Source organism: Streptomyces sp. NPDC001108 (assembly GCF_053598535.1).
The window spans coordinates 427,784-451,864 of the sequence record NZ_JBSFKL010000001.1 but is presented as its reverse complement, the minus strand read 5'-3'; the positions used below and the strand labels follow the sequence as shown (position 1 = coordinate 451,864).

The 24,081-nt window shown below is 73.5% G+C and carries 20 protein-coding genes; 10 read left to right on the top strand and 10 right to left on the bottom strand.

The window, feature by feature from the left end; translation table 11 throughout:
- Nucleotides 1–87: 87 nt before the first annotated feature.
- A complete protein-coding gene (locus tag ACWC97_RS01935; protein WP_450646831.1) occupies nt 88–495 on the top strand; it encodes a hypothetical protein in 408 nt (135 codons plus the stop codon).
- 327 nt (nt 496–822) lie between these two features.
- Here ACWC97_RS01935 and ACWC97_RS01930 read toward each other — a convergent pair whose 3' ends face one another.
- Nucleotides 823–1,389 carry a TetR/AcrR family transcriptional regulator gene (locus tag ACWC97_RS01930; protein ID WP_352274631.1) on the bottom strand — a complete coding sequence of 189 codons (567 nt, stop codon included), beginning with the start codon at nt 1,387–1,389 and terminating at the stop codon, nt 823–825.
- A 98-nt stretch (nt 1,390–1,487) separates the two neighbouring features.
- Here ACWC97_RS01930 and ACWC97_RS01925 point away from each other — a divergent pair, with 98 nt between their 5' ends.
- Nucleotides 1,488–2,393, top strand: a complete 906-nt coding sequence (locus ACWC97_RS01925) for an alpha/beta hydrolase family protein (protein ID WP_450646829.1) — start codon at nt 1,488–1,490, stop codon at nt 2,391–2,393.
- Between the two features lie 42 nt (nt 2,394–2,435).
- Here ACWC97_RS01925 and ACWC97_RS01920 read toward each other — a convergent pair whose 3' ends face one another.
- Nucleotides 2,436–2,987, bottom strand: a complete 552-nt coding sequence (locus tag ACWC97_RS01920; RefSeq protein ID WP_352274629.1) for an HAD domain-containing protein — start codon at nt 2,985–2,987, stop codon at nt 2,436–2,438.
- A 176-nt stretch (nt 2,988–3,163) separates the two neighbouring features.
- On the opposite strand from ACWC97_RS01920, the gene ACWC97_RS01915 reads away from it, so the two are divergent.
- Both ACWC97_RS01915 and ACWC97_RS01910 read left to right on the top strand, forming a co-directional pair.
- Nucleotides 3,164–5,392 (top strand): HelD family protein, encoded by a 2,229-nt coding sequence (locus ACWC97_RS01915; RefSeq protein ID WP_450647460.1) that lies wholly within the window; start codon nt 3,164–3,166, stop codon nt 5,390–5,392.
- Between the two features lie 406 nt (nt 5,393–5,798).
- A complete protein-coding gene (locus tag ACWC97_RS01910) occupies nt 5,799–7,235 on the top strand; it encodes an alpha/beta fold hydrolase (protein WP_450646827.1) in 1,437 nt (478 codons plus the stop codon).
- A 142-nt stretch (nt 7,236–7,377) separates the two neighbouring features.
- Here the strand turns inward: ACWC97_RS01910 and ACWC97_RS01905 are convergent, their stop codons facing one another.
- Entirely contained in the window at nt 7,378–8,016 is a 639-nt protein-coding gene (locus ACWC97_RS01905; protein WP_450646825.1) for a TetR/AcrR family transcriptional regulator, read from the bottom strand.
- 69 nt (nt 8,017–8,085) lie between these two features.
- On the opposite strand from ACWC97_RS01905, the gene ACWC97_RS01900 reads away from it, so the two are divergent.
- Nucleotides 8,086–9,369 (top strand): glycosyltransferase, encoded by a 1,284-nt coding sequence (locus tag ACWC97_RS01900; RefSeq protein WP_450646823.1) that lies wholly within the window; start codon nt 8,086–8,088, stop codon nt 9,367–9,369.
- Between the two features lie 64 nt (nt 9,370–9,433).
- On the opposite strand, the gene ACWC97_RS01895 is transcribed toward ACWC97_RS01900, so the two are convergent.
- Both ACWC97_RS01895 and ACWC97_RS01890 read right to left on the bottom strand, forming a co-directional pair.
- Nucleotides 9,434–10,369 (bottom strand): NAD(P)-dependent oxidoreductase, encoded by a 936-nt coding sequence (locus ACWC97_RS01895; RefSeq protein ID WP_450646821.1) that lies wholly within the window; start codon nt 10,367–10,369, stop codon nt 9,434–9,436.
- Nucleotides 10,370–10,608: 239 nt separating this feature from the next.
- A complete protein-coding gene (locus tag ACWC97_RS01890) occupies nt 10,609–11,544 on the bottom strand; it encodes a bacteriocin fulvocin C-related protein (protein WP_450646819.1) in 936 nt (311 codons plus the stop codon).
- Between the two features lie 347 nt (nt 11,545–11,891).
- On the opposite strand from ACWC97_RS01890, the gene ACWC97_RS01885 reads away from it, so the two are divergent.
- A complete protein-coding gene (locus tag ACWC97_RS01885; protein WP_450646817.1) occupies nt 11,892–14,141 on the top strand; it encodes a protein kinase domain-containing protein in 2,250 nt (749 codons plus the stop codon).
- Nucleotides 14,142–14,253: 112 nt separating this feature from the next.
- Here the strand turns inward: ACWC97_RS01885 and ACWC97_RS01880 are convergent, their stop codons facing one another.
- On the bottom strand, nt 14,254–14,697 hold the full coding sequence (locus tag ACWC97_RS01880) for a MarR family winged helix-turn-helix transcriptional regulator (protein ID WP_450646816.1): 444 nt from the start codon (nt 14,695–14,697) through the stop codon (nt 14,254–14,256).
- A gap of 94 nt (nt 14,698–14,791) precedes the next feature.
- Here ACWC97_RS01880 and ACWC97_RS01875 point away from each other — a divergent pair, with 94 nt between their 5' ends.
- Nucleotides 14,792–15,139, top strand: a complete 348-nt coding sequence (locus ACWC97_RS01875; RefSeq protein WP_450646814.1) for a DoxX family protein — start codon at nt 14,792–14,794, stop codon at nt 15,137–15,139.
- Nucleotides 15,140–15,309: 170 nt separating this feature from the next.
- Nucleotides 15,310–16,038, top strand: coding sequence for a GNAT family N-acetyltransferase (locus tag ACWC97_RS01870; protein WP_450646812.1), 729 nt, complete (start codon nt 15,310–15,312; stop codon nt 16,036–16,038).
- Nucleotides 16,039–16,114: 76 nt separating this feature from the next.
- Here the strand turns inward: ACWC97_RS01870 and ACWC97_RS01865 are convergent, their stop codons facing one another.
- Nucleotides 16,115–16,849 (bottom strand): response regulator, encoded by a 735-nt coding sequence (locus ACWC97_RS01865; protein WP_450647458.1) that lies wholly within the window; start codon nt 16,847–16,849, stop codon nt 16,115–16,117.
- A 202-nt stretch (nt 16,850–17,051) separates the two neighbouring features.
- Between ACWC97_RS01865 and ACWC97_RS01860 the strand changes: the two genes are divergently transcribed.
- Both ACWC97_RS01860 and ACWC97_RS01855 read left to right on the top strand, forming a co-directional pair.
- Nucleotides 17,052–18,017 (top strand): ABC transporter ATP-binding protein, encoded by a 966-nt coding sequence (locus ACWC97_RS01860; RefSeq protein ID WP_450646810.1) that lies wholly within the window; start codon nt 17,052–17,054, stop codon nt 18,015–18,017.
- Nucleotides 18,014–18,847 carry an ABC transporter permease gene (locus tag ACWC97_RS01855; protein WP_450646808.1) on the top strand — a complete coding sequence of 278 codons (834 nt, stop codon included), beginning with the start codon at nt 18,014–18,016 and terminating at the stop codon, nt 18,845–18,847. Before ACWC97_RS01860 ends, ACWC97_RS01855 begins: the two co-directional genes overlap by 4 nt.
- Before the next feature lie 16 nt (nt 18,848–18,863).
- Here the strand turns inward: ACWC97_RS01855 and ACWC97_RS01850 are convergent, their stop codons facing one another.
- The 3 genes from ACWC97_RS01850 to ACWC97_RS01840 all read right to left on the bottom strand — a co-directional run bounded on the left by ACWC97_RS01850 (nt 18,864) and on the right by ACWC97_RS01840 (nt 24,058).
- Nucleotides 18,864–20,459: a sensor histidine kinase gene (locus ACWC97_RS01850; protein WP_450646806.1), complete on the bottom strand. Its 1,596-nt coding sequence runs from the start codon at nt 20,457–20,459 to the stop codon at nt 18,864–18,866.
- Nucleotides 20,460–20,523: 64 nt separating this feature from the next.
- On the bottom strand, nt 20,524–22,086 hold the full coding sequence (locus ACWC97_RS01845) for a mucoidy inhibitor MuiA family protein (protein ID WP_450646804.1): 1,563 nt from the start codon (nt 22,084–22,086) through the stop codon (nt 20,524–20,526).
- Nucleotides 22,087–22,093: 7 nt separating this feature from the next.
- Complete coding sequence (locus ACWC97_RS01840) at nt 22,094–24,058, bottom strand: DUF4139 domain-containing protein (RefSeq protein ID WP_450646802.1); 1,965 nt, start codon at nt 24,056–24,058, stop codon at nt 22,094–22,096.
- Nucleotides 24,059–24,081: the final 23 nt, after the last annotated feature.

Here is a 24,081-nt window from a genome sequence, read left to right as displayed (position 1 = left end):
GGGTGACACACCCACCCGTCCCCACACTCACCGACGGCCGCAGCCGGGCCGTACGCCGGATCGGCCGACGGGACACCAGGAGGAATCATGCGACGCACCGAACGGACCACCGACGGCGTCCAGCCGTCGCCCGTCAACCGCCGGGCGTTAACGGCGAGGCGACTCGCCCGCCTCTTCGTCGTGCCGGTGATCGCCTTGGCGACGGCCGTGGGGGTGACATCGCCGGCCTCTGCCGAGAGCAGGGTCATCACGGGCGCCTACGGCTACTTCGACCCGGGAAGACTCATGTTCGGGCTGGGCGACACCGAACCCGACGGTCACACCGTATTCATCAGCTGGCACGTGGACACCTACTGGGACGAGTTTGAGAACGACACGGGCAACGGCACGTGGAAGGACAAATACCTCCCTTACAACTGGCCCGATGCGACCCTGGAGTGGAAGGTCTGCGTCACCCGTGTCCGCTGTTCCTCGTGGGTGCAGGAACGTCTTTAGACCTGTGACCGCCGGGCCCCCGGTCTCCTGCACGTGGTTTCCGGGCCGGTGCGTATCGGCCGGTGCGACGAACCCCGCTGTCGTCGTCCTCGGCGTACCCGTTGGGCATCGCTGCGCCGGAGGAACGTGGCCGGGCAGGTGAAGTCGTTGTGCCCGCCCACTGAGGCTGTACCGGTCCGCGTCGCCACTGCCATCCGCTCGATCGGTGACTGTGACGACGGCGTCCGCGACGGCCCGTGCCTGAATCCCATGGATGCTGCGCCGCCGTGGCGCCCATGGGATTCAGGCACGGGCGGGGGTACTTGCTCACGGTCGTCCAGGCGGTGGTCACGCATCCGGCCGGCAGCCGGCCAGGAGTCGGGCCACCATGGCGCGCGCGTCTTCCCGCTCATAGCCGGGGCCCAGGATGCAGAGGTTGCCGATCGCCCGCATCAGCACGTACGCGCTCACGTCCGGGTCCAGTTGTCCGCGAGCCGCGGCGGCCTCGATGAGCAGCCCGCACGCCGGTACGAGCTTGTCGAGCATCAGGGAGTGCAGGGTGTGGAGGCTGGTGTCCTCCGACTGCAGGGCCGCTCCGAGGCCGTGTTTGGTGACCAGGAACTCGACGAACGCGTCGGTCCAGCGGGACAGGGCGTCCCCTGGGTCGGGCGAGTCGGCCAGTTCGGTCGCGAGGGCGGCGCACTCGTCGATCTGATGCCGGTAGACGGCGACGACCAGCTCGGCCCGCTGGGGAAAGTGCCGGTAGACGGTGCCCAGGCCCACCTGGGCGCGGCTGGCGATGGTGCGGATGGGGGCGTTCACGCCCTGCTCCACGAACACTTGGGCCGCTGCCGTCAAGAGCGCTTGACGGGTGCGCTTGGCTCCGGCCTCCCGGACGCCTCCTTCTTGCGGCACGACTTCTCCTTGATTCGCGGAACATCGTTCCGCTAGTGTGACGGAACATTGTTCCGCCAAGTATGCGGGACATGCCCTCCAAGAGGAAGCCAGCGCACATGCCTGTTCTCGCACAGCACCGGACGATCGCCGTCAAGCCGATCACCGTCCCCACCGATGGCCGAGAATTCGAGCTGCAGGTGAAGGTGACCGCCCCGGTCCAGGGCGCCGACCTGCCTGTCATCGTGTTCTCCCACGGCAACGCGTGGTCGATGGACGGCTACGAGCCGTTGGTCGACCGCTGGAGCGCTGCGGGCTTCGTCGTCGTCCAGCCCACGCATCTCGACTCCCGCCGGTTCGGCATCGGGTTCGACGACCCGCGCTTCGGCGCCATCTGGCGGGTTCGGATCGCCGACCTCCATGGTGTGCTCGACCACTTCGGCCATGTCATGGAGCAGGCCGGGCTCGCAGGCCGGGTCGACCCGTCACGTGTCGCGCTGGTGGGGCACTCCTGGGGTGCCCAGACCGTGGGTGCGCTCCTCGGCGCCCGCGTCGTTGACGGTGCGGGCAGCCCCGGGGAGGATTTCTCCCGCGAGGGCATCGGGGCCGGCGTCCTGATCGCCGCGACCGGAACGGGGGACTCCCTGAGTCCGTTCGCCGCCGAGCATCTGTCCTTCATGAGGCCGGACTACAGCACCATGAGGGCTCCCGCGCTCGTCATCGCCGGTGAGAAGGACCAGTCGAAGATGTCCACCCGGGGCCCGGACTGGTTCCTCGACGCCTATCACCTGAGCCCCGCGCCGAAGCGGTTGATGGCCGTACCGAACGGCGAGCACACCCTGGGCGGGATCGCCGGGGAAGCCGTGGCCGAGACCACCGACCCCGACCCCGCCCGCGTTGCCCTCGTGGCCGACGCGGTCGGCGCCTACCTGCTCGATGTTCTCGACGGCCGCGGCGACGCCTGGTCCGAGTTCCGCGTTGCGGCGGAGGCCGGGCGGTGGGCCTCCCTGGAGCGCAAGGACTGACTTCCGTGAGTCTCGTCCTTCCGGGTCACCGGACCGTCCGCCCTATCGCGTTGTCGGCCGAGTTGTTTCCGGTTCCTGCGGGTCTCGCGGGAATGCTCGCAGGGCCCGTAGCCACTGGTCGAGGGCTGCGAAGTCTTCGTCAGTGAGGCCGAGGGACGGCGCGACGGGGTGGAGGAGCGTCGGGGCGGGGTGGCGGGCGTTCACCCAGTCCTGATCGGCGCCGGTGATCCCGTCGTCGACCCAGGCGAACGGGCGTCCGTCCGCCCATGTCGCCAGGGTTCGGGTCTTCCAGTGGAGCCTGTACCACTGGTCCTCGCGTTCATGGGCGTCGGAGGGGTCGGGCCAGTGCACGACCGGGAGGGGTGACAGTCCGAGCCGCGGTGCGATGTGGGCGTTCGCTTCGTCCTCCCATGTGGTGGCCCAGACCAGCTCGCACGGCAGGGCCGCGAGGCGGGGCCCCATGCGCGGGTCGAGCCGCGTCAGGTGCAAGTCTGTCGTGGCGCCCGACGGCTCGCGCTGCGGGCCGTCGCCGAACGGCAGGAGAGGTCCGTCAATGTCCAGGAACAGCAAGGGGTGATCCTCGCGCCCGCTCATACCAAAGCTTTCCGTACGCAAGCCTCCTGTACAAAAGGATCGGGCTCCGAGTGAATTGACACTCGGAGCCCGATCCTGCGTATATTTGATTCTTCATGACTTTGGCGAAAAGGTCGTGAAGAGAAACTCTCTACGAGAACCATATCGCGTCAGGAGCGGAATTGTCAAGCGAGGAAATGCGGCAGGAGCAGCAATTCATCACCGGCCTCTACGCACGGCTCGATCTCCTCAGGAAGCAGGCCGAGGAGTCGGTGCGCGCCGCGCTCGCGCAGGTGGGGAACGGTTTCCAGGCGAGGATCGAGCGGGACGTCCTGGTGGCGGAACAGTCCGGACTGCTCAGTGCGATCCAGACGGGGGAGAACGGGCTGTGCTTCGGACGCATCGATTTCCGGGACGGCCGCAGCCATCACATCGGACGCATCGGAATTCGCCAGGACGATGAATCCCGCACACCGCTGGTCGTCGACTGGCGGGCGGATGTGGCGCGTCCCTTCTATCTGGCGACCGGCCACACCCCGATGGGGCTGCGGCGGCGGCGGCACATCACCACGCAGGGGCGCACCGTCACCGCGCTCCACGACGAGTTGATGGATCTCGCCGACCCGACCCGCACCGGACACGAGGGCGCCGACGCCGACGAGGTCCTGCTGGCCGCGCTCGACGCGTCCCGCACGGGCCGGATGCACGACATCGTCCGGACCATCCAGGCCGAACAGGACGCCATCATCCGGGCTCCGCACCAGGGTGTGCTGGTCGTCGAGGGCGGTCCCGGCACCGGGAAGACCGTCGTCGCGCTGCACCGCGCGGCGTACCTGCTGTACGAGCACCGGGAACTGCTGGCCCGCCGCGCCGTGCTGATCGTCGGCCCGAACCCCGCCTTCCTGAGCTACATCGGCGACGTACTGCCGTCCCTGGGCGAGACCGGGGTGCTCCTGGCCACCGTCGGTGAACTCTTCCCCGGAGTGCACGCCACCGGCACCGACAGCCCGGCGGCCGCCGAGGCCAAGGGCCGGGCCGGGATGGCCGAGGTGCTGGCCGAGGCGCTGCGGGACCGGCAGACCGTGCCCGAGCGGGCGACCGAGATCGACCACGAGGGGTACGGGACGCTCCTGCTGGACCGGGCCATGGCTGAGGACGCGCGCCACCGGGCGCGCGAGAGCGGGCTGCCCCACAACCTGGCCCGCCCCGTCTTCGCGTTCCACGTCATCGACGCGCTCACCGCGCAACTGGCCGAGCGCATCGGCGCCGACCCGTTCGGCGGCCCCAATCTGCTGGGGCCCGACGACCTCGCCCAGATGGGCAAGGAGATCGCGACGAGCCGGGAGGTCCATGCCGCCGTCGACGAACTGTGGCCGCAGCTCACCCCGGAGGAGTTCGTCGCGGACTTCCTCGCGGAGCCGGTCCATCTCGACGACGAGTCGGCCGGACTGATCCGCCGGCAGGCGGGGGAGTGGACCCCGGCCGATGTGCCGCTCCTCGACGAGGCGGCGGAGCTGCTCGGTGAGGACGACAGCGCCGCCCGTGCCGCCGCCGAGGCCGAGCGGCAGGAGCGGATCGCCTACGCGCAGGGGGTGCTGGACCTCTCGGCGGGTTCGGAGACGTACGAGTTCGAGGACGAGGAGTCCGAAGTCCTCGCCGCGCACGACATCATCGACGCCGAGCGGATGGCCGAACGCCATGAGGAGGCCGACCACCGCACCGCCGCCGAACGGGCGGCGGCCGACCGGACCTGGGCGTTCGGCCACATCGTCGTCGACGAGGCGCAGGAGCTCTCGGCGATGGCCTGGCGGCTGCTGATGCGGCGCGTCCCGACCCGCTCCATGACCCTCGTCGGGGACCCCGCCCAGACCGCGGAGCCGGCCGGCCTCGGCTCCTGGCAGCGCATTCTGGAACCGTACGTGGGCGACCGCTGGGAGCACGTACGGCTGGGGGTCAACTACCGTACGCCCGCCGAGATCATGGAGGTGGCGGCCGGGTTCCTGCGGGCGCACGACCCGTCGTTCGTGGCGCCCGGTTCGGTGCGGTCGACCGGGGTGCGGCCCTGGGCGCTGCGGGTCGCCGTGGACGGGCTCGCCGTAGCCGTGGCCCGGGAGGCCGCGGCGGCGGCCGAGGGCGGGGGACGGGTCGCCGTCGTCGCTCCGGCCGCGCTGCACGCGTCGCTGCTGGCGAAGCTGCCGGACGCGGGGCACGGGGCGGCGCCCGACCTCACCCGGGACGTGGTGCTGTTGGACGCGCGACAGGTCAAGGGCCTGGAGTTCGACACCGTGCTGGTGGTGGAGCCGTGCGCGTACGGGGTGAGTGATCTGTACGTCGCGCTGACCCGTGCCACCCAGCACCTCGGGGTGGTGCACACCGGCGATCTGCCCGGGGCGCTCGGGGGACTGCTGGAGGAGGCGCGCCGCTGAGGCCGTCTGCCGGCCCGTGCCCCCGACACGGCCGGAGGCCCGGGCCGGCCCATTCCCCGGCCACCCCGTCCGGACCGGCGAGCACGGTCACCGGAAGGCGATCCGAGTCCGTTCGCCCAGGGAGTCACCGAGGGACCGCCGAAGGACCCGCCGGAGACGTTCCGGCGGTCGCGCCGTGCGGGGCTGGAAGGAACCCTTGTTACGTTCCCACCACGTGGCCATGGAGCCACCGTCATACGGCGTCTCCACAGTGCCATGCATGAACACGACCATGAACGGGGCACCGCCCCCGGGACCGCCCGCACGCCGGAACCGGAGCCCAAAATCCCCCTCGAGGACCACGCTCCGCACCCCCTCGGAGCGGCTTTCCCGCCCGGGCCCCGGGCGGCGGCGCGCCGTCTCCGTCATGCTGGCGCTCTCCGTCGTCGGCACGCTGTTCGTCCCCGCGGCGGCCGCCGCCCCGGGACGGCCGACGGGCACCGCCTCCGTACCGCCGATCCGCTGGGGCGCCTGCCCGTCGGCCGAGCCGCCCTACCCCGACCCCAGCCCGAGGGCGCAGTGCGCGACGGTCGATGTTCCGGTGGACTGGGCGGAGCCGGACGGCCCGAAGACCGGCATCTTCGTCGCCCGGTACCGGGCCACCGACCCGGCGCGGCGGATCGGCGTCCTGATGTCGAACCCGGGCGGTCCCGGGGCCGCCGGGGCCGACGACGCGCTGTACGCGGACGACCCGACCGAGGGCTACACCCCGCAGATGCTCCGGCGTTTCGACATCGTCGGCTTCGACCCGCGCGGCATCGGCCGCAGCCGGAACGCCGAATGCGACGAGACGATCAGCGCCGCGATCCCGGCCCGCCCCCGGGACGCCGCCGAGTTCGAACGGCTGCGCACCCTCAACGGCCGGCTCGCGGAGAGCTGCCTGGAGCGGACGGGCCCGCTCGCCGCCCATGTGGACGGCGAGAGCGTCGCCCGCGACATGGACGCGATCCGCGCCGCCCTCGGCGAACGCAGCATCAGCTTCATCGGCCACTCCTACGGCACCTTCCTCGGTGAGCGCTACGTCCGGCTCTTCCCGGACCGGGTGCGCGCCCTCGCCCTCGACAGCGCGATGGACCCGGACCGGCCGGACGCCGAGCGCTACCTCACCGACGGCAGCGTCACCATCGACAACACCCTGAAACGGCTCGCCGCCTGGTGCGCCACGGAGACGGCGTGCGCGCTGCACGGCAGGGACCTCACAGCCGTCACCGACACACTGTTCGCGCGGGCCGACGCCGGCACCCTCCGCGAGCCCGGTCCGAACGGTCCGACCCGGACCAGGGTCGACGCCGACAGGCTCTCGGACTTCCTGACCTTCGCGCTCGGCAAGGGGAGCCGGGAAGAGACGGCACGCCAACTGGCCGCCCTGGAAACGGGGAAGGGCGAGGTCCGATGGATCCCCACAGGTGCCCAGTCGTTCCCGCGGCTCGTGCTCTGCCGGGACCACGACTTCCGGATCCGTGACTACGCCCACTACCGGGCCATCCGGGAGCGGGTCGCGAAGGCGGCCCCGCACGTCCGGTACAACGCCCAGTCCCTGGACACCGTCCTCGGCTGCCAGGGCTGGACCCTGCCGCCGAAGCCGCGGCCCGTCCGCGTACCGGGCTCCCTCCCGCCCGTCCTCGTGGTCAACGCCACCCACGACCTCGCCACCCCCCTGCCGGGTGCGCGGCGGATGGCCCGCTCCTTCCCGCGGGCGTCCCTGTACACCATGGACGTCGTGGGCCACTGGCTGTACCGCAGGGGCGGGACGGAGGAAGCGATGCGCGTGATCGACTCCTATCTCACCAGCCCGAACGGCTGACCGGGAGAGACCGCCCGGTTCCCGCCGGTCGGTGCGGGCGGGCCCCCGCCCGCACCGACCGCGAGGGGGCCGCTCCGCCACGCCTTCGCAGCCTGTCCGCGAGCACCTCCGACCGCGACGTCGTACGGGACGTGCGGCGCGGTCAGGGGCCGGGGCGCAGCACGGCCGCGACGAGCCGGACCAGGCAGTCGCGGTACTGCTGCTCGGTCAACCCGGCGTGGAGGACGAGTTGTTCGTACCCCTCGGGGGAGAGGACGAACGGCAGGGCCGCCGCGGCCTCCTCGCCCACGGACTCGTCCACCAGGCCACGGGCGCGCAGCCGGGCGACGGCCTCACCGATGTCGGTGCGGCGGCGGTCGAGCAACTCGTCCAGGACGGCCCGCACGTCGGCCTCCGTGTCCGCGGCGGCGAGGAAGGCGCGCCACAGCCGTGCCGAGCGGGCGTTGGCGGCGGCGATCAGCTCGATCCCGGCGGCGAGGTACGCCTCGCCCTCCAGGTGCTCGATGGCGGTGAACGGCTCGCGCTCCAGCAGGGGCACCGACCCCTCGGCCCCGGCGAAGGTCTGCTCGAAGGCGGCCAGCAGGAGGGCGCGCTTGGGCCCGTACCCCTTGACGGTCTCGACCGAGACGCCGGCGTCCTCGGCGATCCCGGTCAGCTTCGTCCGCCCGTACCCGTGCTCCGCGAAGCGGTCCGCGGCCGCGGCGAGGACCCGCCGCCGGGTCGCCTCGGCCTGCTCCGCGCGCAGTGCCGACCGGTAGCCACGGCGTTCCGCCCCACTCATTTGACCTTCCTCAGGGTGTAGTCAATACTCACTGACGTTAGTGAATACTAACGGAGGGGGAAGGCACACATGTCCGGAGTTCTCATCTGCTCGTCGCCCGCCGAGGGGCACGTCACCCCGCTGCTCGCGGTCGCCCGCGGCCTGGTCGGGGCCGGGCACCGCGTGATCCTGCTGACGGGCCGTCGCTTCGCCGACCGGGTCCGGGCCACCGGGGCCGATTTCGCGCCACTGCCGCAGGCGGTGGATTTCGACGACACCTGGGTCGACACCCATCCGGAGCGGGCGGGGAAGCGCGGCCTCGCGGCGATGCGCTTCGACCTGGACCACATGTTCTTCCGGGCGGCGGAACCGCAGTACGAGACCGTCACCGCGCTGATCGACGCGCACGACATCGACGTCGTACTCGCCGAGCCGTTGTTCCTCGGCGCCGCTCCACTGGCCCTGCTTCCCCGTGACCGGCGCCCGCGCCTGATGCTGGCGGGCATCGTCCCGCTGCCGCTGACGGGCCCCGAGGTCGCTCCGTTCGGGCTCGGTCTGCCGCCGCGCGGCGGCCCGCTCGGCCGGCTGCGCAACCGGGTGCTGACCACGCTGGTGCGGCGGGTGGTCTTCCCGGAGCAGCAACGGAACCTGTCGGAGCTGTGCCGGCGGATCACCGGCCGACCCCTGCCCGGACTGTTCCTCGACTGGCCCGCGCTGGCGGACGACCTGGTGCAGCTGACCGTTCCGGCCTTCGAGTACCCGCGCCCCGGCACGGCCACGCCCGTGCACTTCATCGGCCCATTGGCCCGCAGTTCCAGCGGCGACCATCCGCTGCCCGACTGGTGGAGCGCGCTCGACCACGAGCGCCCGGTCGTCCTGGTCACCCAGGGCACGGCGGCCAACACCGATTTCGACGAGCTGATCAATCCTGCGGTGGCGGCACTGGCGGGCGAGGACGTGACCGTCGTCGTCGCCACCGGCGGCCGTGGGACCCCCGCCTGGCGGGCCGGGCTGCCGGGCAACGTGCGAACGGCCTCCTTCCTCCCGTACGACGAACTGCTGCCGCGCACCGCCCTGATGATCACCAACGGCGGGTACGGCGGCGTGCACTTCGCGCTCCGCCACGGGGTCCCGCTGGTGGTCGCCGGGGCCACCGAGGACAAGGCCGAGGTGGCGGCGCGGGTCTCCTGGTCGGGAGCGGGCATCGGGATGCGTACCAACAGTCCGTCGGCCGGGGCCCTGGGCGCGGCGGCCCGCCGGGTGCTGGCCGAGCCCGCCTACCGGCGCCGGGCCGGAGCCCTGGCCGAACAGATCGCGGCGGCGGGCGGGGTGGCCGCCCTCGCCGCCCTGATCGGGTCCGGGGATCCGGCCTGACACACCGTCCGGGGCCCGCCCGCGCGCCTTCGTCGAGCGGTCGTCGGCAGCACGCGGCGACCGGTCACAGCCCGTCGTCCACGGGAACGTCCTGGGGTTCCAGCGTGAGGCCCGAGCTTCTGGCCTGCTCCACGATCAGGGCCGCGAAGTCCTCCTCGGCGTGCCCCGCTCCGATGGCGGCGGCGACCAGTTGGGCGGTGGCGGCGGCCAGCGGCATCGGGACCTCCAGCTCGCGGGCCGCGGAGAGTCCCAGGTCGAGGTCCTTGCGCAGCAGCGGCATGGTGAACGTCGGAGTGAAGTCCAGATGCACCAGTGCGGGCGATTTGTAGCGCGTGAAGGCCGAGCCCATCACGGAGTCGTTGAGGAACTCCAGGAAGGCGGCACGGCTGACGCCGCCCTTCTCCGCGAGAACGGTGATCTCGGCGAGCGACTGGGTGACGACACCGAGAAAGACGTTGTGCGCGAGTTTGACGAGGCGGGCGGCTTCGCCCTCGCCGACATGGGTCACCCCGCGGCCCAGCGCGGAGAGCAGCGGTTCGACCCGGGTGAACACCTCCCGCGGGCCGGAGACCGCGATGGTCAGCCCTCCCGCGGCGATCACCTTCGGGTTCCCGCTCAGCGGGGCGGCGAGGAACTCCGTCCCGCGCCGCGCGGCCTCGTCCCGGACCAGTGCCGACATCCGCGTGGAGACCGTGGAACTGTCGACCAGTACCCCCGGCGCGGCGGCCGACGAGGTCAGCACGCCGTTCGGTCCCGTGGTGACGGCCTGGAGATCGGGCGAGGCGGAGACCGTGGTGAAGACGACGTCCCGGTCGGCCAGGTCGGCCGGGACGTCGACGACCTCCGCCCCGCGGTCGGCCAGCGGTTCGGCCTTGGCCCGCGTACGGTTCTGCACCGCCACGTCGTATCCCGCGTCCAGCAGCCGGGCGGCGAGCTGGAAGCCCATGCGGCCGGTGCCGATCCAGCCGACGCGCGGGCGCTGCCGGGCCGCGTCCGTCATGGCCGTACCTCGTTCCTGGGAGATGGCTGGGTGCGCGCGGTCCGGGGGAACGCGGCGGACGCCGGGCGGGGCCGTGGCCGCGTACGCGCACCCACGAGTCTGCCGCCCCGCCCGCCCGCACCGTCCCGGACACGGCCGCGGGCACCCCGGATGGGGGACACCTTCTTACGCGGACGGCTCCCGCCCGATGGCCACCGGCCGTCCCGGCCCGTGGCCACGGAGCGCCGGAGGGTGCGCTCTCAGATGCAGAAGCCGCTGCACGGGCCCAGCCACAGCGGGCCGCAGCCGTGGTCGGTCCAGTTGCAGTACGGCTGGTCGTAGCAGACCGTGTCGCAGCTTCCGCTTCCCGCGCACTGGGAATTGCAGTCGAGGACCTGGACGGTGTCCCGGCCGTTCCCGGGCGCCGCGGCCCGTGTTTCGGCAGGTCCCAGTGTCATGAGGACCGCCCGTGCCCCGTCGTCGCCGAACGCCTCCCTGGTCGCTCTCTCCAGCTCTTCGAGAGCGGCCTCCTGCCGGTGTCCCGCGATGATCCGCGGTGCCAGCCGTGCCGCGTCGTCCAGGACGGCGGACTGCCCGGCCGACAGGTCGGGGTGCGTCCTGCGGTACTCCGCGAAGTGCGCCACCCACAGATCGCTCCGGGCCGGAGCGGGCAGCGAGCCGTAGACGGCGCGCCGGTAGTCCGCCGGGTACGAGACGAACTCGGCGTAATCGGAAGGCAGCCGGCCGGCGTTGGCCTTCACCCACCGCGATGCCCGGCTGCCCTTCACCCGGTTCATGGCCTGTGCGGGGGAGGCCGCCAGCCCGCCGGTGACCAGGAACGCGCCCAGGGCGAGCCCCGGTGCGGCCCTGAGGATCCCCCGACGGCTCGGCGACCGCAGCACGTCCAGACCCCGGAGCGCGCGCACCACCCGCAGCGAGTCCGCCGGTCCCAGCAGCCGGGCCAGGCGGACGGAGAGCGCGGTTCCGGTCCAGGCCCGGACCCGGTCACCGTCGACCGCCAGCAGGGTCGGGGCCCACGCGGCCCTCGCGCCCATGGCCCGTGCGCGCAGCTCGCGGACCCGGGGTTCGGTGAGGCCCGCAGGGGTCAACGTGTCGCCGACGGACGCACGCACCCGTTTCACCACTTCTTCGCAGAACGGGCAGTCGGCGTCGAATGCCAGAATCCACTCGGTCACAAGCGTCACCCCATGTCTGTCCGACGGTCCGTCTCATGGTGCTCGTCCGGTGTGCGTTGTCACGCCGGTCCGCGGCGCGCCCGTCCGGTGCTCCGCGCGCGCCCGGGTCCGACCGGGCAGAGAGTATTCTCCGGGCCTCCGGGAGCGTCAATCGGGCGTGGCGACGGGACGGGGCGCGGGGAGACGTTCTTCCCGGCGTCCGTTCCCGCCTCGTCCGGCCCGGAGCCGGTAGGCCGTCCGCCACCCGCTTTGCTCCGGGCCACCTGCCTGCGGCTACTTTGTAGGCAGCACAAATGGAGCGGGCCCGTGGCGGCGGAGATGCACGGGGAACGGGGAGGTCGGGAAGAGTGTCGCTGCGCGGAGGTGATCCGGTCGAGGTCGGCGGTTATCCGCTGGAGGCCCGGCTCGGCTCGGGCGGTATGGGTACGGTCTTTCTCGCCCGTACGAGTTCGGGGCGGCCCGTCGCCATCAAGGTGATCCACCAGCAGTTCGCGGCGGACGACGAGTTCCGGATCCGCTTCCGCCAGGAGGTGGCGGCGGCACGGCGGGTGAGCGGCGCGTTCACCGCCGCCGTGGTCGACGCCGACCCCGAGGCCGACCAGCCGTGGATGGCTACGGCCTTCATCGAGGGGCAGACGCTCACCCAGCGCATCGCGGCGGACGGCCCGCTGGACGGGGCGGAGCTCAGGCGGCTGGCCATCGGGCTGGCGGAGGCGCTGCGCGACATCCACCGGGTGGGGGTGGTCCACCGCGACCTGAAACCCTCGAACGTCGTGCTCTCGCCCGAGGGCCCGAGGGTCATCGACTTCGGCATCTCGCGCGCCATCGACCAGCAGACGCTGACGATGACCGGGCGGATCATCGGCACGCCGCCGTTCATGTCGCCGGAGCAGCTCCAGGCGCCGCGCGGTGTGGGACCGCGCTCCGACGTCTTCTCGCTGGGCACTCTGCTGGTGTACTCGGCGACGGGCCACGGCCCCTTCGACGCGGACAGCCCCTACATGACGGCGTACCAGGTGCTGCACGAGGAGCCGTCGCTGGACGCCGTGCCGACGGCCCTGCGCACGGTCGTCGAGCTGTGCCTGGACAAGGAGCCCGAGAAGCGTCCCTCGGCGGACGAACTCCTCGTGCTGCTGCGGGACCTGCCGGCCGACCTCGGCGGCGCCGGCGACACCGGCGCGAACGGGCCCGGCGCGGGCCACACCCGCGACGTGAGCACCCAGCACCACCTCGCGACGCGGGACACCCCGGCGCCGACCGAACCGGCCCCCGCCCCCGCCCCGGCCGGATCCGGCGAGGCGGGGACCGCCACCGGTCGCCGTCCGCACCGCCGATGGCGCCCCGTGCTGGCGGCCGCGGTCGCGGTGGCGGCGATCGGCGGGGGAGCCGCCGCGCTGACGGTGGCCGGTCTCGGCACGAAGGACGGCGGCAAGGGCGACAGGGTCGAGGCCCCGGTCGCCCCCCTCCCGGACGGTTTCAAGCCGTGGCACACGGTCGCGCTGGGCGCCCGCGAGGACATCCCCGACGAGCTGCGCTGCGTCGCGCACGGCGACGCGGTGTTCTGCGGGGGCGGCGGCGTGGTCGCGACCCGCGTCAGCGCCGTGGACGGCTCACGGGCGTGGACGGTGAAGAGCCCCGGCGTCCCCGTCCAGGGCATACACCTGGTGGGCGCCACGGACGACACCGTGCTCGGCTACCGCATCGCCGCCCAGGGCGAAGCGGTGGGCTCTCCCATCGAGGTGGTGGCGGTCGACGCGCGGAGCGGACGGGAGCTGTGGTCCACGCCGTCCGGCGCCCAGCCGCAGGCCGTCATGGGCCGGTCCACGGACGCCCTGGTGCTCGGTTCCTCCGTCGTGACGGTCGACGTCTCCAACTCCCGCCTCGAGTACCGGGACGCGCGCAGCGGCAAGATCGCCTGGACCGCACCGTTCCCCGCGGACTCGTGGTGCGCCCCCGTCCCGGTGGGCTCGCGGCTGCTCGCGATGTGCGCCCCGGCGGAGGAGGCGAACGCCGTGGAGGTCCGCCACGCCACGCTGTACCCGGTCGACCGCGCCTCGGGGAAGCTGGGCGGGGCCATCGCGGTGGACGGCCCCGCCGTGCCGATGGGCGTCGCGGACGACAGGCTGGTACTCCTCCAGGAACACCGGGAGGGGGCGGACATGTCCGGGTACGACGGGGTGGTGCGGGTCGACCCGGACTCGGGGAAGGTCGCGTACTCCCGGCTGGCCGAGCCGTACGCGGGGACGCCGGGCATGGTGGACGGCACCCTCTACGTCAGCGGCCGGACCGGTCGCATCACGGCGCTCGACCCCATGACCGGCCGGACGAAGTGGGTACGGCAGACCGGCGTGGAGGGCGCTTCCGGCCCCGCCGGGGGCACCGGCGCGCTGTACTTCAGCTCGGCCACCGGCCGGGTGGTCGCACTGTCGCCGAAGGACGGCACCACCTTGTGGACGACGGACCCGCAGGCGGACGGTCTGACGGGCGAGCTGGGCGCGACCCCGCGCGTGACCGTCGTGGGGCGGGTCGTGGTCGTCACCGCGGCCCAGAACACGATCTTCGCCTTCGACACGGAGAACCCGCCGAAGGCGGGCTGACCCGGGCGGCGCGGTAGGCCCGCCGCGTACTTCGCCGATACCGGCACCGATACCCGACCGCGGGCACCAGCACCGGCCCGGCCGAGACTCTCGGCCGGGCCGGTGCGGCTTTTCACTCGCCGCACTCGTGGGTGGCGGGGTCCACCACGACACGGTCGAGCAGTTCCCGCAGCAGGGACTGCTCGGCTTCGGTGAGATCACCGAAGATCTCGCGCTCGGCCTCGCGCACCGCCTCGTCCATGCGCTCCAGGACCCCCTGGCCCGCCGGGGTGATCTCGACGATGTGCCGCCGCCGATCGGCGGGGTCCCGTCGGCGCTCGCACAGTCCCGACGACTCCAACTCGTTGAGTATGGCGACCAGTTGACTCGGGTCGATCTCCATCGCGGCCGCCAGTTCGCGCTGACTGGTGGCGCCGGGGGCCAGCCGCATCAGGGTCATCGCCTGGCGTGGGGGAAGCCCGACGACGCCCAGGGCGGCGCGGATGCGTACGCCGGTGAGCTCTCCGCGGAAGGAGAGGAGAAAGCCGAGTCGGTCGTCCGGTCGCGCAGCTGCCATGGCGCCACCGTAACAGTGACTCCATTGTGGATCGCGGCAAATCGTTGATACTGTTCAACGATTGCTCGTAATTGATCATTGGAGTTGTTCCATCGTGTTCATCGGTTATGTCGTCGTCGCCGCGCTGCTCGCGCTCGCCTCCGCCGGTTCCGCCTTCCTCACGTTCACCCGCAACCCCCAGGTCGTGGGCAGCATGGCGAAGGTGGGCGTGCCGGATTCCTGGCTTCCCCGGCTCGCCATGGCGAAGGCGGCGGGCGCGCTCGGCCTGCTCGCGGGCCTGGTGGTCGCACCGCTCGGCATCGCCGCGGCCGTGGGGCTGGTGCTCTACTTCGCCGGAGCCGTCATAGCCCACCTGCGCGTGAAGGACTACGCCGTGGCGCCGGTGGTCGTGCTCACCCTGCTCGCGGTCGCCGCGCTGGTGCTGCGCATGGCCTCAGCCTGATCCGCCCTCGTTCCGGCGGACGGCGACGCGACGGCGTGACGGCGCGATGTCCTCGCGCCCTCGCGGTGCGTACCCCCCGTCCTGGCCCCCCGGAATGACCTTACTGTGGTCCCCGTCGGGGGCCGCGCGATGCCTGGCCCGGAAGAGCCGGACCACGCGAGGAGATCAGCATGTCCGCACGTCTGAACGAATACGGCCAGCCCGTCGGGCCCCCTCTGCCCGGCTGGACGGGCGTTCCCGCGCCCGGCCGGGTCACCCTTGAGGGCCGCTTCTGCCGGGTGGAGCCCCTGGACGTGGGCCGCCATGCCGACGACCTGTACGCGGCTTTCGCCCTCGCGGAGGACGGCAGCGACTGGACGTACATGACGGTCGGCCCCTTCGACGGACCGGCCGACCACCGCGCCCACCTGGAGGAGGCGGCGCGGGCGGACGACCCCCTGACCTACGTGGTCGTGGACCTGGGCACCGGCAGGGCCGTGGGCACCCTGGCCCTGATGCGCCAGGATCCGTCCAACGGCGTCGTCGAGGTCGGCAGCGTCACTTTCTCTCCCCTTCTGAAGCGGACCCCGGTGTCCACCGAGGCCCAGTTCCTGCTGATGTCCTACGTCTTCGAGGACCTCGGCCACCGCCGCTACGAGTGGAAGTGCGACAGCCTCAACGCGCCCTCGCGCAGGGCGGCCCTGCGGCTGGGCTTCACCTTCGAAGGGATCTTCCGTCAGGCCGTGGTCTACAAGGGCCGCAGCCGCGACACCGCCTGGTACTCCGTCGTCGACGCCGAGTGGCCGCGAGTCGGCACGGCGCTGCGGCAGTGGCTCTCGCCCGACAACTTCGACGCGGAGGGCCGCCAGAAGCGGTCCCTGTCCGACGTCTGCGCCGCCGACGGGGAACCGGGGCACTGACGCGCGTCCACCCCGTTCGGGGACGCCGAGTTGCACGCCGAGCGCCTGCGGACCGGGTCCGGGCGCCCGGACCCGGTCACGCGGGGGAGCCCCGTCCGGCTGGTCGTGCGACTGCCGCGGGGCCCTGGCCGCCGGTCCGGGGCGTCGGGCAGGAGAGCGGAGCCCGGACGCGGCGGACCACGCCCGCCTCGTGGGCGGTGATGGCGGCCTCGACCCGGTTGCGTACCCCGAGCTTGGCGAGGATCGCGCTCACGTGCGCCTTGACCGTGCTCTCCACCAGGAACAGCTCCGCCCCGATCTCGGCGTTGGACAGTCCGGCCCCGAGGAGGGCCAGTACGTCCCGCTCCCGCTTGGTGAGGTGCTCCACGGCCTGCCACGACGGCGTCCCGTGCGCAGCCCGGCCGGTACGCAGCGCGTTGATCACCCGCGCCGCCACTCTCGGTGAGAGGTAGGCGCCCCCGGCGGCCACCGCCCGTACCCCGTTGAGCAGCTCGCGGGGGTCGTCGGCCTTCAGCAGGAACCCGCTGGCCCCGTCGTGGAGCGCGCGGACGATGAACGCCTCCTCGCCGAACGTGGTCAGCATGATCACCGCCGCGCCGGGGCGGTCGCGGTACATCCGCGCCGCCGCGTCCAGGCCGTCCAGCCGGGGCATCTGGATGTCCAGCAGGGTCACGTCGGGCCGGTGCAGGCGGGCCAGCTCCACGGCCGCCCGGCCGTCGGCGGCCTCCGCGACCACCTCCATGCCCGGATGCCGGGCCAGGATCGCGCGCACTCCGGAACGGATCATCGCCTCGTCGTCGGCGAGCAGGATCCGCAGCGGTCGCGCCTCCCCGGTCTCCCCGCTCGCCCGTGTCTCCCGCACAGGACGACCCTACGGGGTGGACGCGCCCTCCGGGCCGGTACCCGACGCCACCCCCGACGAAAGCAGGGGGTGCTCCCGGCGAACGACCGATGTGCCGGACCCGGTCGCTCCCTAGCGTGACGGGAGTACGAGCGAGTCGAAGGGACAACCAGTGATAAGCCTGCGAGGCCTGACCAAACGTTACGGCGGAACCGTCGCCGTGGACGGTCTGACCCTGGACCTCGAAGGGGGCCGGGTGACCGGATTCCTGGGGCCCAACGGCGCCGGGAAGTCGACCACCATGCGCATGATCCTCGGCCTGGACCGCCCGTCCGGGGGCGAGGCGCTCATCGGCGGGAAGCCGTATTCTTCCTTCCCGCACCCGGTCCGCGAGGTCGGCGCGCTGCTGGACGCCAAGGCGCTGCACCCGGGCCGCTCCGCCCGTGCCCACCTGGTGGCGCAGGCCCGCAGCAACGGCATCCCGCCGCGCCGGGTCGACGAGGTGCTGGAGACCGTCGGTCTGGCCGGGGTGGCGCACCGCCGGGCCGGGGCGTTCTCCCTCGGCATGTACCAGCGGTTGGGGATGGCGGGCGCCCTGCTCGGCGACCCGGGGGTGCTCGTCCTCGACGAGCCGGTCAACGGACTCGACCCGGACGGCGTCCGCTGGGTGCGCGAGCTGGTGCGGTCCCTGGCGGCGGAGGGCCGGACGGTCTTCCTCTCCAGCCACCTGATGAGCGAGATGCAGCTCACCGCCGACCAGTTGGTGATCATCGGCCGGGGCAGGCTCCTGGCCGACACCCCGATGGCCGAGCTGCTGGCCGGCGGCTCCCCGGCGTCGGTGCGGATCCGCGTCCCCGACCCGGACGGCCTGCGCCTGCTGACCGGCCGGCTGCGCGAGGACGGCGGGGCGGAGGTGGAGACCACGGCCGACGGCGGGCTCGTCGTGAAGGGCCGCGCCGCCGGGGAGATCGGCGACCTGGCCCACCGGCTCGGCGTCCGGCTGCACGAATTGCGCACCGATTCGGCCTCGTTGGAACAGGTCTACATGGAACTGACCGCGCGGAGCGTGGAGTACGGGACGGGGAGCACGGGGACCGGCGAAGCCGGACGCGGCGAGAAGCGGGGAGTAAACGCATGAGCGTGGAACCGACCGTCGCGGACCGCGAACGGCGGGAGCACCCGGACCGGGACCGCTCGGACCGCGGCCGTCCCGAACAGGGCCGTGGCGGCGGGTTCACCGGTGCGTTCGCCGCGGAGTGGACCAAGCTGTGGTCCCTCCACACGCCCTACGTCTGCCTGGTCGCCGGTCTGGCCGTCACGGCGGTCTTCACCTTCTACTACGGGTCGATCGCCCGGATCAACGACAAGCCGGTCCAGCCGGTGGGCAACGCCCCGGTCTCCTCGGTGGCCCTCACCCAGTTCGTCCTGGTGGTCCTCGCGGTGACCGTGGTGACCAGCGAATACACGACCGGCAGTGTGCGGAACTCGCTGCTGTGGGTGCCGGTCAGACACCGGGTGCAGGGGGCCAAGGCGCTGCTGAGCGCCGTGGTGGGCTTCGTGGCGGGCACCGTGTTCGGCGCGCTGGGCACTGCCGTGGCCTGGGGCCCGTTCCGGGGGCACGCCGAGTTCGAGGTGTCCGAAGTGGCCTCCCGGATCCTCGCCATGGGCGTCTACTGCGCCCTGATCGGGGTGCTGGCGGTGGGGGTCTCGTTCGCCGCGCGGGCCGCGGCGGGTGCCGTCGCCGCCCTCTTCGTCCTGATCACCGCGCTCCCCGCGATGCTGGTCGGGCTGGGCGGCCCGACGCTGCTGGCCGTCAACGACTATCTGCCGCAGACCGCGGGCGGGTACTTCATGCTCGGTGACGGCAGCGCCCCCTACCCGGCCCCGGTGGGCCTCCTGGTCCTGCTGGGGTGGACGGCCGCCGCCCAGCTGGCCGGTGCCTGCGTGCTCCGGCACCGGGACGCCTGACCCGGTCCCCGGGACGTCATAGCGGGCCGCCCGGTATGACGTCCTTGGCGACCAGCCGGCCATCGGAGAAGCACAACCGGTACAGGTCGGCCTGGTCGAGAAGGCTGCCGTTCGACCGGTAGAACACGCAGGTGCTGCCGTACGGGCGGGGGACCGTGCGTGCCGCGTCCGAGGGGTAGCGGTATCCGCGCGGCGGCAGCAGACGGACGAGCTCTGCCCGGTCCTGGCCGATCCGGACGGCGGCGTAGTCCACCGGGCGCAGTATGCACGTCGACAACTGGTAGGCGAGGTATCCGGCGGCCGGCAGGACCGTCGCGGCGAGGGCCGCCGGGGCGACGAACGCCACCGCGAACCGCAGCCTGACCTCGCGCCGCGCGTCCCGCATCCGGCGCGCCGACTCCGCCCCGTCGTAGTGGCCGTCCGGTACGGCACGGTCCGGAGGCGTACCGCCCACCCGGTCCGGCATCACGGCGGTGACCCGGAACCCGTCCTCGAACGGCCCGGCGCGCAGCACCCCGCCGAGCGCGCCCACCCGTTCCCGCAGCCCGGTCAGACCCCGGTTGCCCGGCACCTGTCCGGGCAGCGGGCCCGCCGGAGGAGCCGTGTTGACCACGGCGACCTCGGTACGGCCGTCCGCATGGGCGATCCGGACACGTACCGCACTGCCGGGGGCGTGCTTCGCCGCGTTCGTCAGGGACTCCTGCACCACCCGGTACACGGCGTGTCCGACCAGCGGGGAGAGGGACGGGCTGTCACCCTCCCGGACCAGCTCCACCGCGACCCCGGAGGCCCGCGCCCGGTCCAGGAGCTCCTCGACCGACTCCACGGAGGAGTCCTCGGGGCCCGCGTCCGGTCCGTCGCGCAGCACCGTCACCGTCTCCCGCAGATGGTCGACGGCCTCCGACACCGTCCCGCGCAGCTCCGCCGCGTCGGCACGGTCCCGGTCGGTCAGGTCCGGGGACAGTTCCAGGGCGCCCGCCCGCAGGGCGATCAGGCTCAGTACGTGCCCGAGGGAGTCGTGCATGTCGGCCGCGATACGCGTCCGCTCCCGCAGTCGGGCCTGCTCGGCGACGAACCGCTGCCGCTCCTCCAGGTTCCGTGCGAGCCGCCACCCGTCCGACACCAGGGCGCGCCGTGCCTGCTGGTAGCGGCCGACGAGCCACGGCACCAGCAGGGCGACCGGCAGCACGGTGACCGCGTAGAACCACCAGATCGCGCCCTGTCCGAGCACCGCGCACACCGCGAGGTCGACGGCCAGGCACGAGGCGAGTACCACCAGGGGGACGCGCACCTCCCGCACCCGGGCGCCCAGCAGGCACGTCATCGCGCCGAGCCCCAGGGCGGCGGCGTTGGCCGGGTCCGAGGCGTCGGCCAGGCCCAGCGCGCACAGCCCGTTCACGGCGACCACGGCGGTGGCCGGCCATCGGCGGCTCGCCGGAACGACCACCGCCAGGACGAGAAGGGGCGCCACCAGGTCCCGTACCGCCGAGGGGGCGAGCGCGGACCGGAAGTCCCACACCACCGCACATGCCAGCGCCGTCCACAGAGCCGCGTCGAAGAGCCGGGCCCGCCCCGTCCTCGGAGGTGGCCCGGGGGGTGTGCCGCCGGTCACCGCCCTGCCCCGTCGCCCGGCCGGTGCCGCCGCACCCGCCCGGCGGCCGGGCCCGCCGACGGGCTCACAGACCGGTGACCTTGGCACTCGCCACCAGTTCGTAGACCAGGGTGACGGTGCGTCGGCCGCCGGGTGGCAGGGGGACGGTCCAGTGGACGATGCCGTCGGCGTCGACCTCGTCCGGGGCGGGGGAGCAGGAGCTCTCGCGCAGCCGGACCTCCACCGCCGAGACCTCCGCGACCGGGATCCGTTCGCGGACGGCGACGGTGCGTTCGTCCCGCTCGCCGGGGGCCGAGAACCGGGACAGGTCGAGTCGGACGGTGCGGGTGACCACGGTGCGCTGGGTGAGACCGGTGGTGTCGCGGGACTCCTCGGTACGGCGGACCACCCGGTGGTCGTCGCAGCTGCCGAAGGCCAGTTCCACCGGGGCGCCGGGGGCGGTGAACTCCAGGGTGCCGCGCCCGGCGAAGCCGCTGTCCCGGACCAGGTCCACGGGCCCGGCGAGCAGGGCGTGGCCGGACCGGTTGTCGAACCGCACCACCCGGGTCACCAACGGTGAGAGCTCGGGGACGCAGGCATACTCGGTGGGCGCGTCCGTGCTGAACACGGAGACCGGCACCCGGTGGGCCCGGCCGTCGCCCGGCACCGAGACCGGTGCGGGGGCCCGCAGCACGCGGGTCTCGCCGCCGTCGTCGACCCCGGGCAGGCCGAGCACCGGGGCGGGGCCCAGGTCCGCGATCTCCTCCTCGCGCAGCTCCACCTCGACCGTGCGGCGCTCGTGCGGGGGTCGGTCCGTCAGGACCAGCCGGTCCTCGACCAGCCGGGGCGGCTCGGCGGCCAGGGACGAACGGGCCGTCGACAGGGTCAGCCGTACGTCGGACCAGTCCTCGCCGGTGTGCTGCCAGACCACCGCTTCGGTCTCCAGCGTCAACGTGTCCCCGTCGAGCACCGCGCGGTAGGCGGGCCGCCACAGGGCGCACGGGGTGAGGTGGCTCAGCCGCAGGGTGACCGGACCGGCCGCCTCCGCCGCCACGGTCAGCTCGATGTGGCCGACCAGCTCGGCCGGTTCCTCCTCGGCGAGGTCCAGCGCGTGCCGGGTCTCGGCGCGTTCGGCGGAGAGTGCCGTCAACCGGGCCTCGCAGGAGCGGAGTTGTTCGGCGTACGTGTCACGCTCCTCGTCGGCGCGGTCGAGCTCACGCGTCCAGCGCGCGAGCTCGCTCTCCCCGGAACCGGCACCCTCGCCGATCTCCCGCAGCAGGTCGGCGGCGAGACGGCCGAGGACGTCGAGCCGGGTACGGAGCCGGTCGCGCCGCTGTTCCAGCTCGCGCTGCTCCGTCTTCAGAGCGTGGAGGCGGTGGCGCAGGGCGGAGTCGCCGTCGGCGGGCGGCCGGGGCCCGCGCGGGGTCCAGGTGCGGACGATCCGGGCGTCGAGCACGGTCGCCGGGGGACCGGAGACCAGCTCGGCGTGGAGGGTCCGGTCGACGGCCGCCGCGCCGACCGGACCGAGGCGCAGCCGCTGGACCCCGGCCGCCAGGTCCAGTACGGCGGTCCGCTCCACCTGGGCCCGGTCCTCCAGGCAGGTGACGGCGGTGACGGGCAGGGCGATCGGCTTCGGGGGCGTGGACATGGTGTGTTCAGCTCCTGCGGTTGCCGCCGGCCAGGGACTTGCCGGCCGGGATGCGGATCTCGTAGCCGCCGTCGAGGGCGGCGGTGGTGCCCGGGGGCAGGTCCAGCCGCCAGACGCGGGTGCCCGGCGGGTGCGGATCGGGTCCGGCACCGTCCTCCGGGGCCGTCCAGTCGCCCCGTTCCTCGATCCGGACGTTCGGGTCGGAGGTGACCGGCACCCGCTCGCGCACCTCCACCGTGACCGGCCGGGCCAGCCGGTTGGCCAGTTCCACGTGGACGTGGTGGTCGAGCACCGTGGTCGTGCCGCGCAGGCCGGAGGTCGACTCGTCCAGCCGCGTGCGGCGGGTGACGCGGACGGCCTCCGCCGGTCCGAGACCCATCCGGCGCACCCCGCCCGGGGCGAGCGTGGGCAGTGCGGCCGTCAGCAGGAACTCGTCGTCGGCGGTGACCTCCACCGGGCCGGCCAGCAGCGCCTGGTCGGTGGCGTTGGACAGGACCAGGGTCGCGTACACGGTCCGCTCCACGGACGGCACGCAGAGGTACTCGGTCCGCAGACCGACCGGGATCTCCCCGACGGTGACGGTGTGCCAGGTGCCGTCGGACGGGATGTCGGCGCGGGCGGCGGCGTCGAAGCGGTGGTCGAACGAGCCCGCCGACTCACGGGGCCTGACCGCGTGACCGGGCAGCGGCAGCCCGGCCACGGCCTCGGCGCGGCGGCGGTGTTCGGCCGTCACCGGGTCGAAGGCGGCGCCGGGGAAGAGCCTGCCCCGGCGTCCGCCCTGTTCGTCGGGGCCGCACAGGACGAGCCCGGCGTAGTCGAGTTCGGCGTCGCCGGGGCACGGTGGCCCCGTCACCGGGGGAGGGGGCGGCGGTACGGCCCCGCCGGGCGCGGCCGGGGCGGCGGAGCGGGCGGCGGCCGGGGCGGCGCCGTACCCGCCGGCCATCGGGGCCCCGGTCGGCGGCGGAGGCGGCGGGGGCGGCGAGGACGGCCGTACGGATCCGGCTCCGACGGCCACCGCGAGGAAGCCCGCCGGTTCCGGGGCCGGCCCCGCCGCGTCGTAACCGGAGAACAGGTCGGCCAGCCCGGCCGGGGGTTCGCGCCAGCCGGAGGGCGCGGGGGCGGGCCGCCCGCGCCCGATCCGGAGCGAACGGAGTCTCGGCAGATCGGTACGGCGGCGGAGGTCGGCGGTGGCCAGGGCGATGCGCACGCCCGTCCAGTCCTCGCCGGTCCGCTGGGCGACCGAGGCGCGGAGCACCAGGCGTCCGGCGTCGTCGTCCTGACGGAGGCCCAGCCGGTACGTCGGCACCCAGACGGCGCCCGGCACCCCGTACTCCACCTCCACCTCGGTGGGGCCGTCCCCGGCACCGTCGAGCGTCAGGACCGCGCGCACCGTGGTGTCCACACCGGTCGACGGCGCGTCGGTGGAGGCACGTTCGAGGCGGTCCGCGGCGACGGTGAGCCGGTGCTCCGCCTCGCGCACCGCCTCCTCCAGCTCGACCAGACGGGCGTGCAGTCCCGTCAGCCGCCCGTCGACGAAGTCGGCGAGGGCCAGCCAGGCATCGGCGGCGGTACGACGGTGCGGGTCCTCGCGCCTGCGGGCGGGCGGGACGGGCCGGAGCGCGGACACCTCCTCGATCAGGCCCAGTTGCCGGTCCCGGCGCCCGCGCGCCGCGGCGTACTCCTCGGTCAGCCGCTCGACCTCGCGCCGGGGTCCCTCGGGCACCTCGGTGCCGGACGGCTCGGCCCCGACCTCCACCCGGGCCCCGGTGACCCGCGCCCCGGAGTCCCCCAGGACCCGGACCCGCAGCGAGCCGGGGTCCAGCGAGCGGGGCAGGCCCGTCACCCGTATCCGGCCGTCCGGCGGCACACTGCCCCGGGCCAGGCGGCGGCAGAGGGCGCCCCGCGCGTACACCACGACCGAATCGAGGGCCGAGCCCCACTCCGGCAGCGAATCGAGCGAACCAGCCGTCATCCGTCCAGCCCCCCTTGACGTGT

Coding starts and splice junctions, on each gene's coding strand:
- ACWC97_RS01935 (WP_450646831.1), top strand. CDS start 88: ATGCGACGCACCGAACGGACCACCGACGGCGTCCAGCCGTCGCCCGTC.
- ACWC97_RS01925 (WP_450646829.1), top strand. CDS start 1,488: ATGCCTGTTCTCGCACAGCACCGGACGATCGCCGTCAAGCCGATCACC.
- ACWC97_RS01920 (WP_352274629.1), bottom strand. CDS start 2,987: ATGAGCGGGCGCGAGGATCACCCCTTGCTGTTCCTGGACATTGACGGA.
- ACWC97_RS01915 (WP_450647460.1), top strand. CDS start 3,164: ATGCGGCAGGAGCAGCAATTCATCACCGGCCTCTACGCACGGCTCGAT.
- ACWC97_RS01910 (WP_450646827.1), top strand. CDS start 5,799: ATGCTGGCGCTCTCCGTCGTCGGCACGCTGTTCGTCCCCGCGGCGGCC.
- ACWC97_RS01905 (WP_450646825.1), bottom strand. CDS start 8,016: ATGAGTGGGGCGGAACGCCGTGGCTACCGGTCGGCACTGCGCGCGGAG.
- ACWC97_RS01900 (WP_450646823.1), top strand. CDS start 8,086: ATGTCCGGAGTTCTCATCTGCTCGTCGCCCGCCGAGGGGCACGTCACC.
- ACWC97_RS01895 (WP_450646821.1), bottom strand. CDS start 10,369: ATGACGGACGCGGCCCGGCAGCGCCCGCGCGTCGGCTGGATCGGCACC.
- ACWC97_RS01880 (WP_450646816.1), bottom strand. CDS start 14,697: ATGGCAGCTGCGCGACCGGACGACCGACTCGGCTTTCTCCTCTCCTTC.
- ACWC97_RS01870 (WP_450646812.1), top strand. CDS start 15,310: ATGTCCGCACGTCTGAACGAATACGGCCAGCCCGTCGGGCCCCCTCTG.
- ACWC97_RS01855 (WP_450646808.1), top strand. CDS start 18,014: ATGAGCGTGGAACCGACCGTCGCGGACCGCGAACGGCGGGAGCACCCG.
- ACWC97_RS01845 (WP_450646804.1), bottom strand. CDS start 22,086: ATGTCCACGCCCCCGAAGCCGATCGCCCTGCCCGTCACCGCCGTCACC.
- ACWC97_RS01840 (WP_450646802.1), bottom strand. CDS start 24,058: ATGACGGCTGGTTCGCTCGATTCGCTGCCGGAGTGGGGCTCGGCCCTC.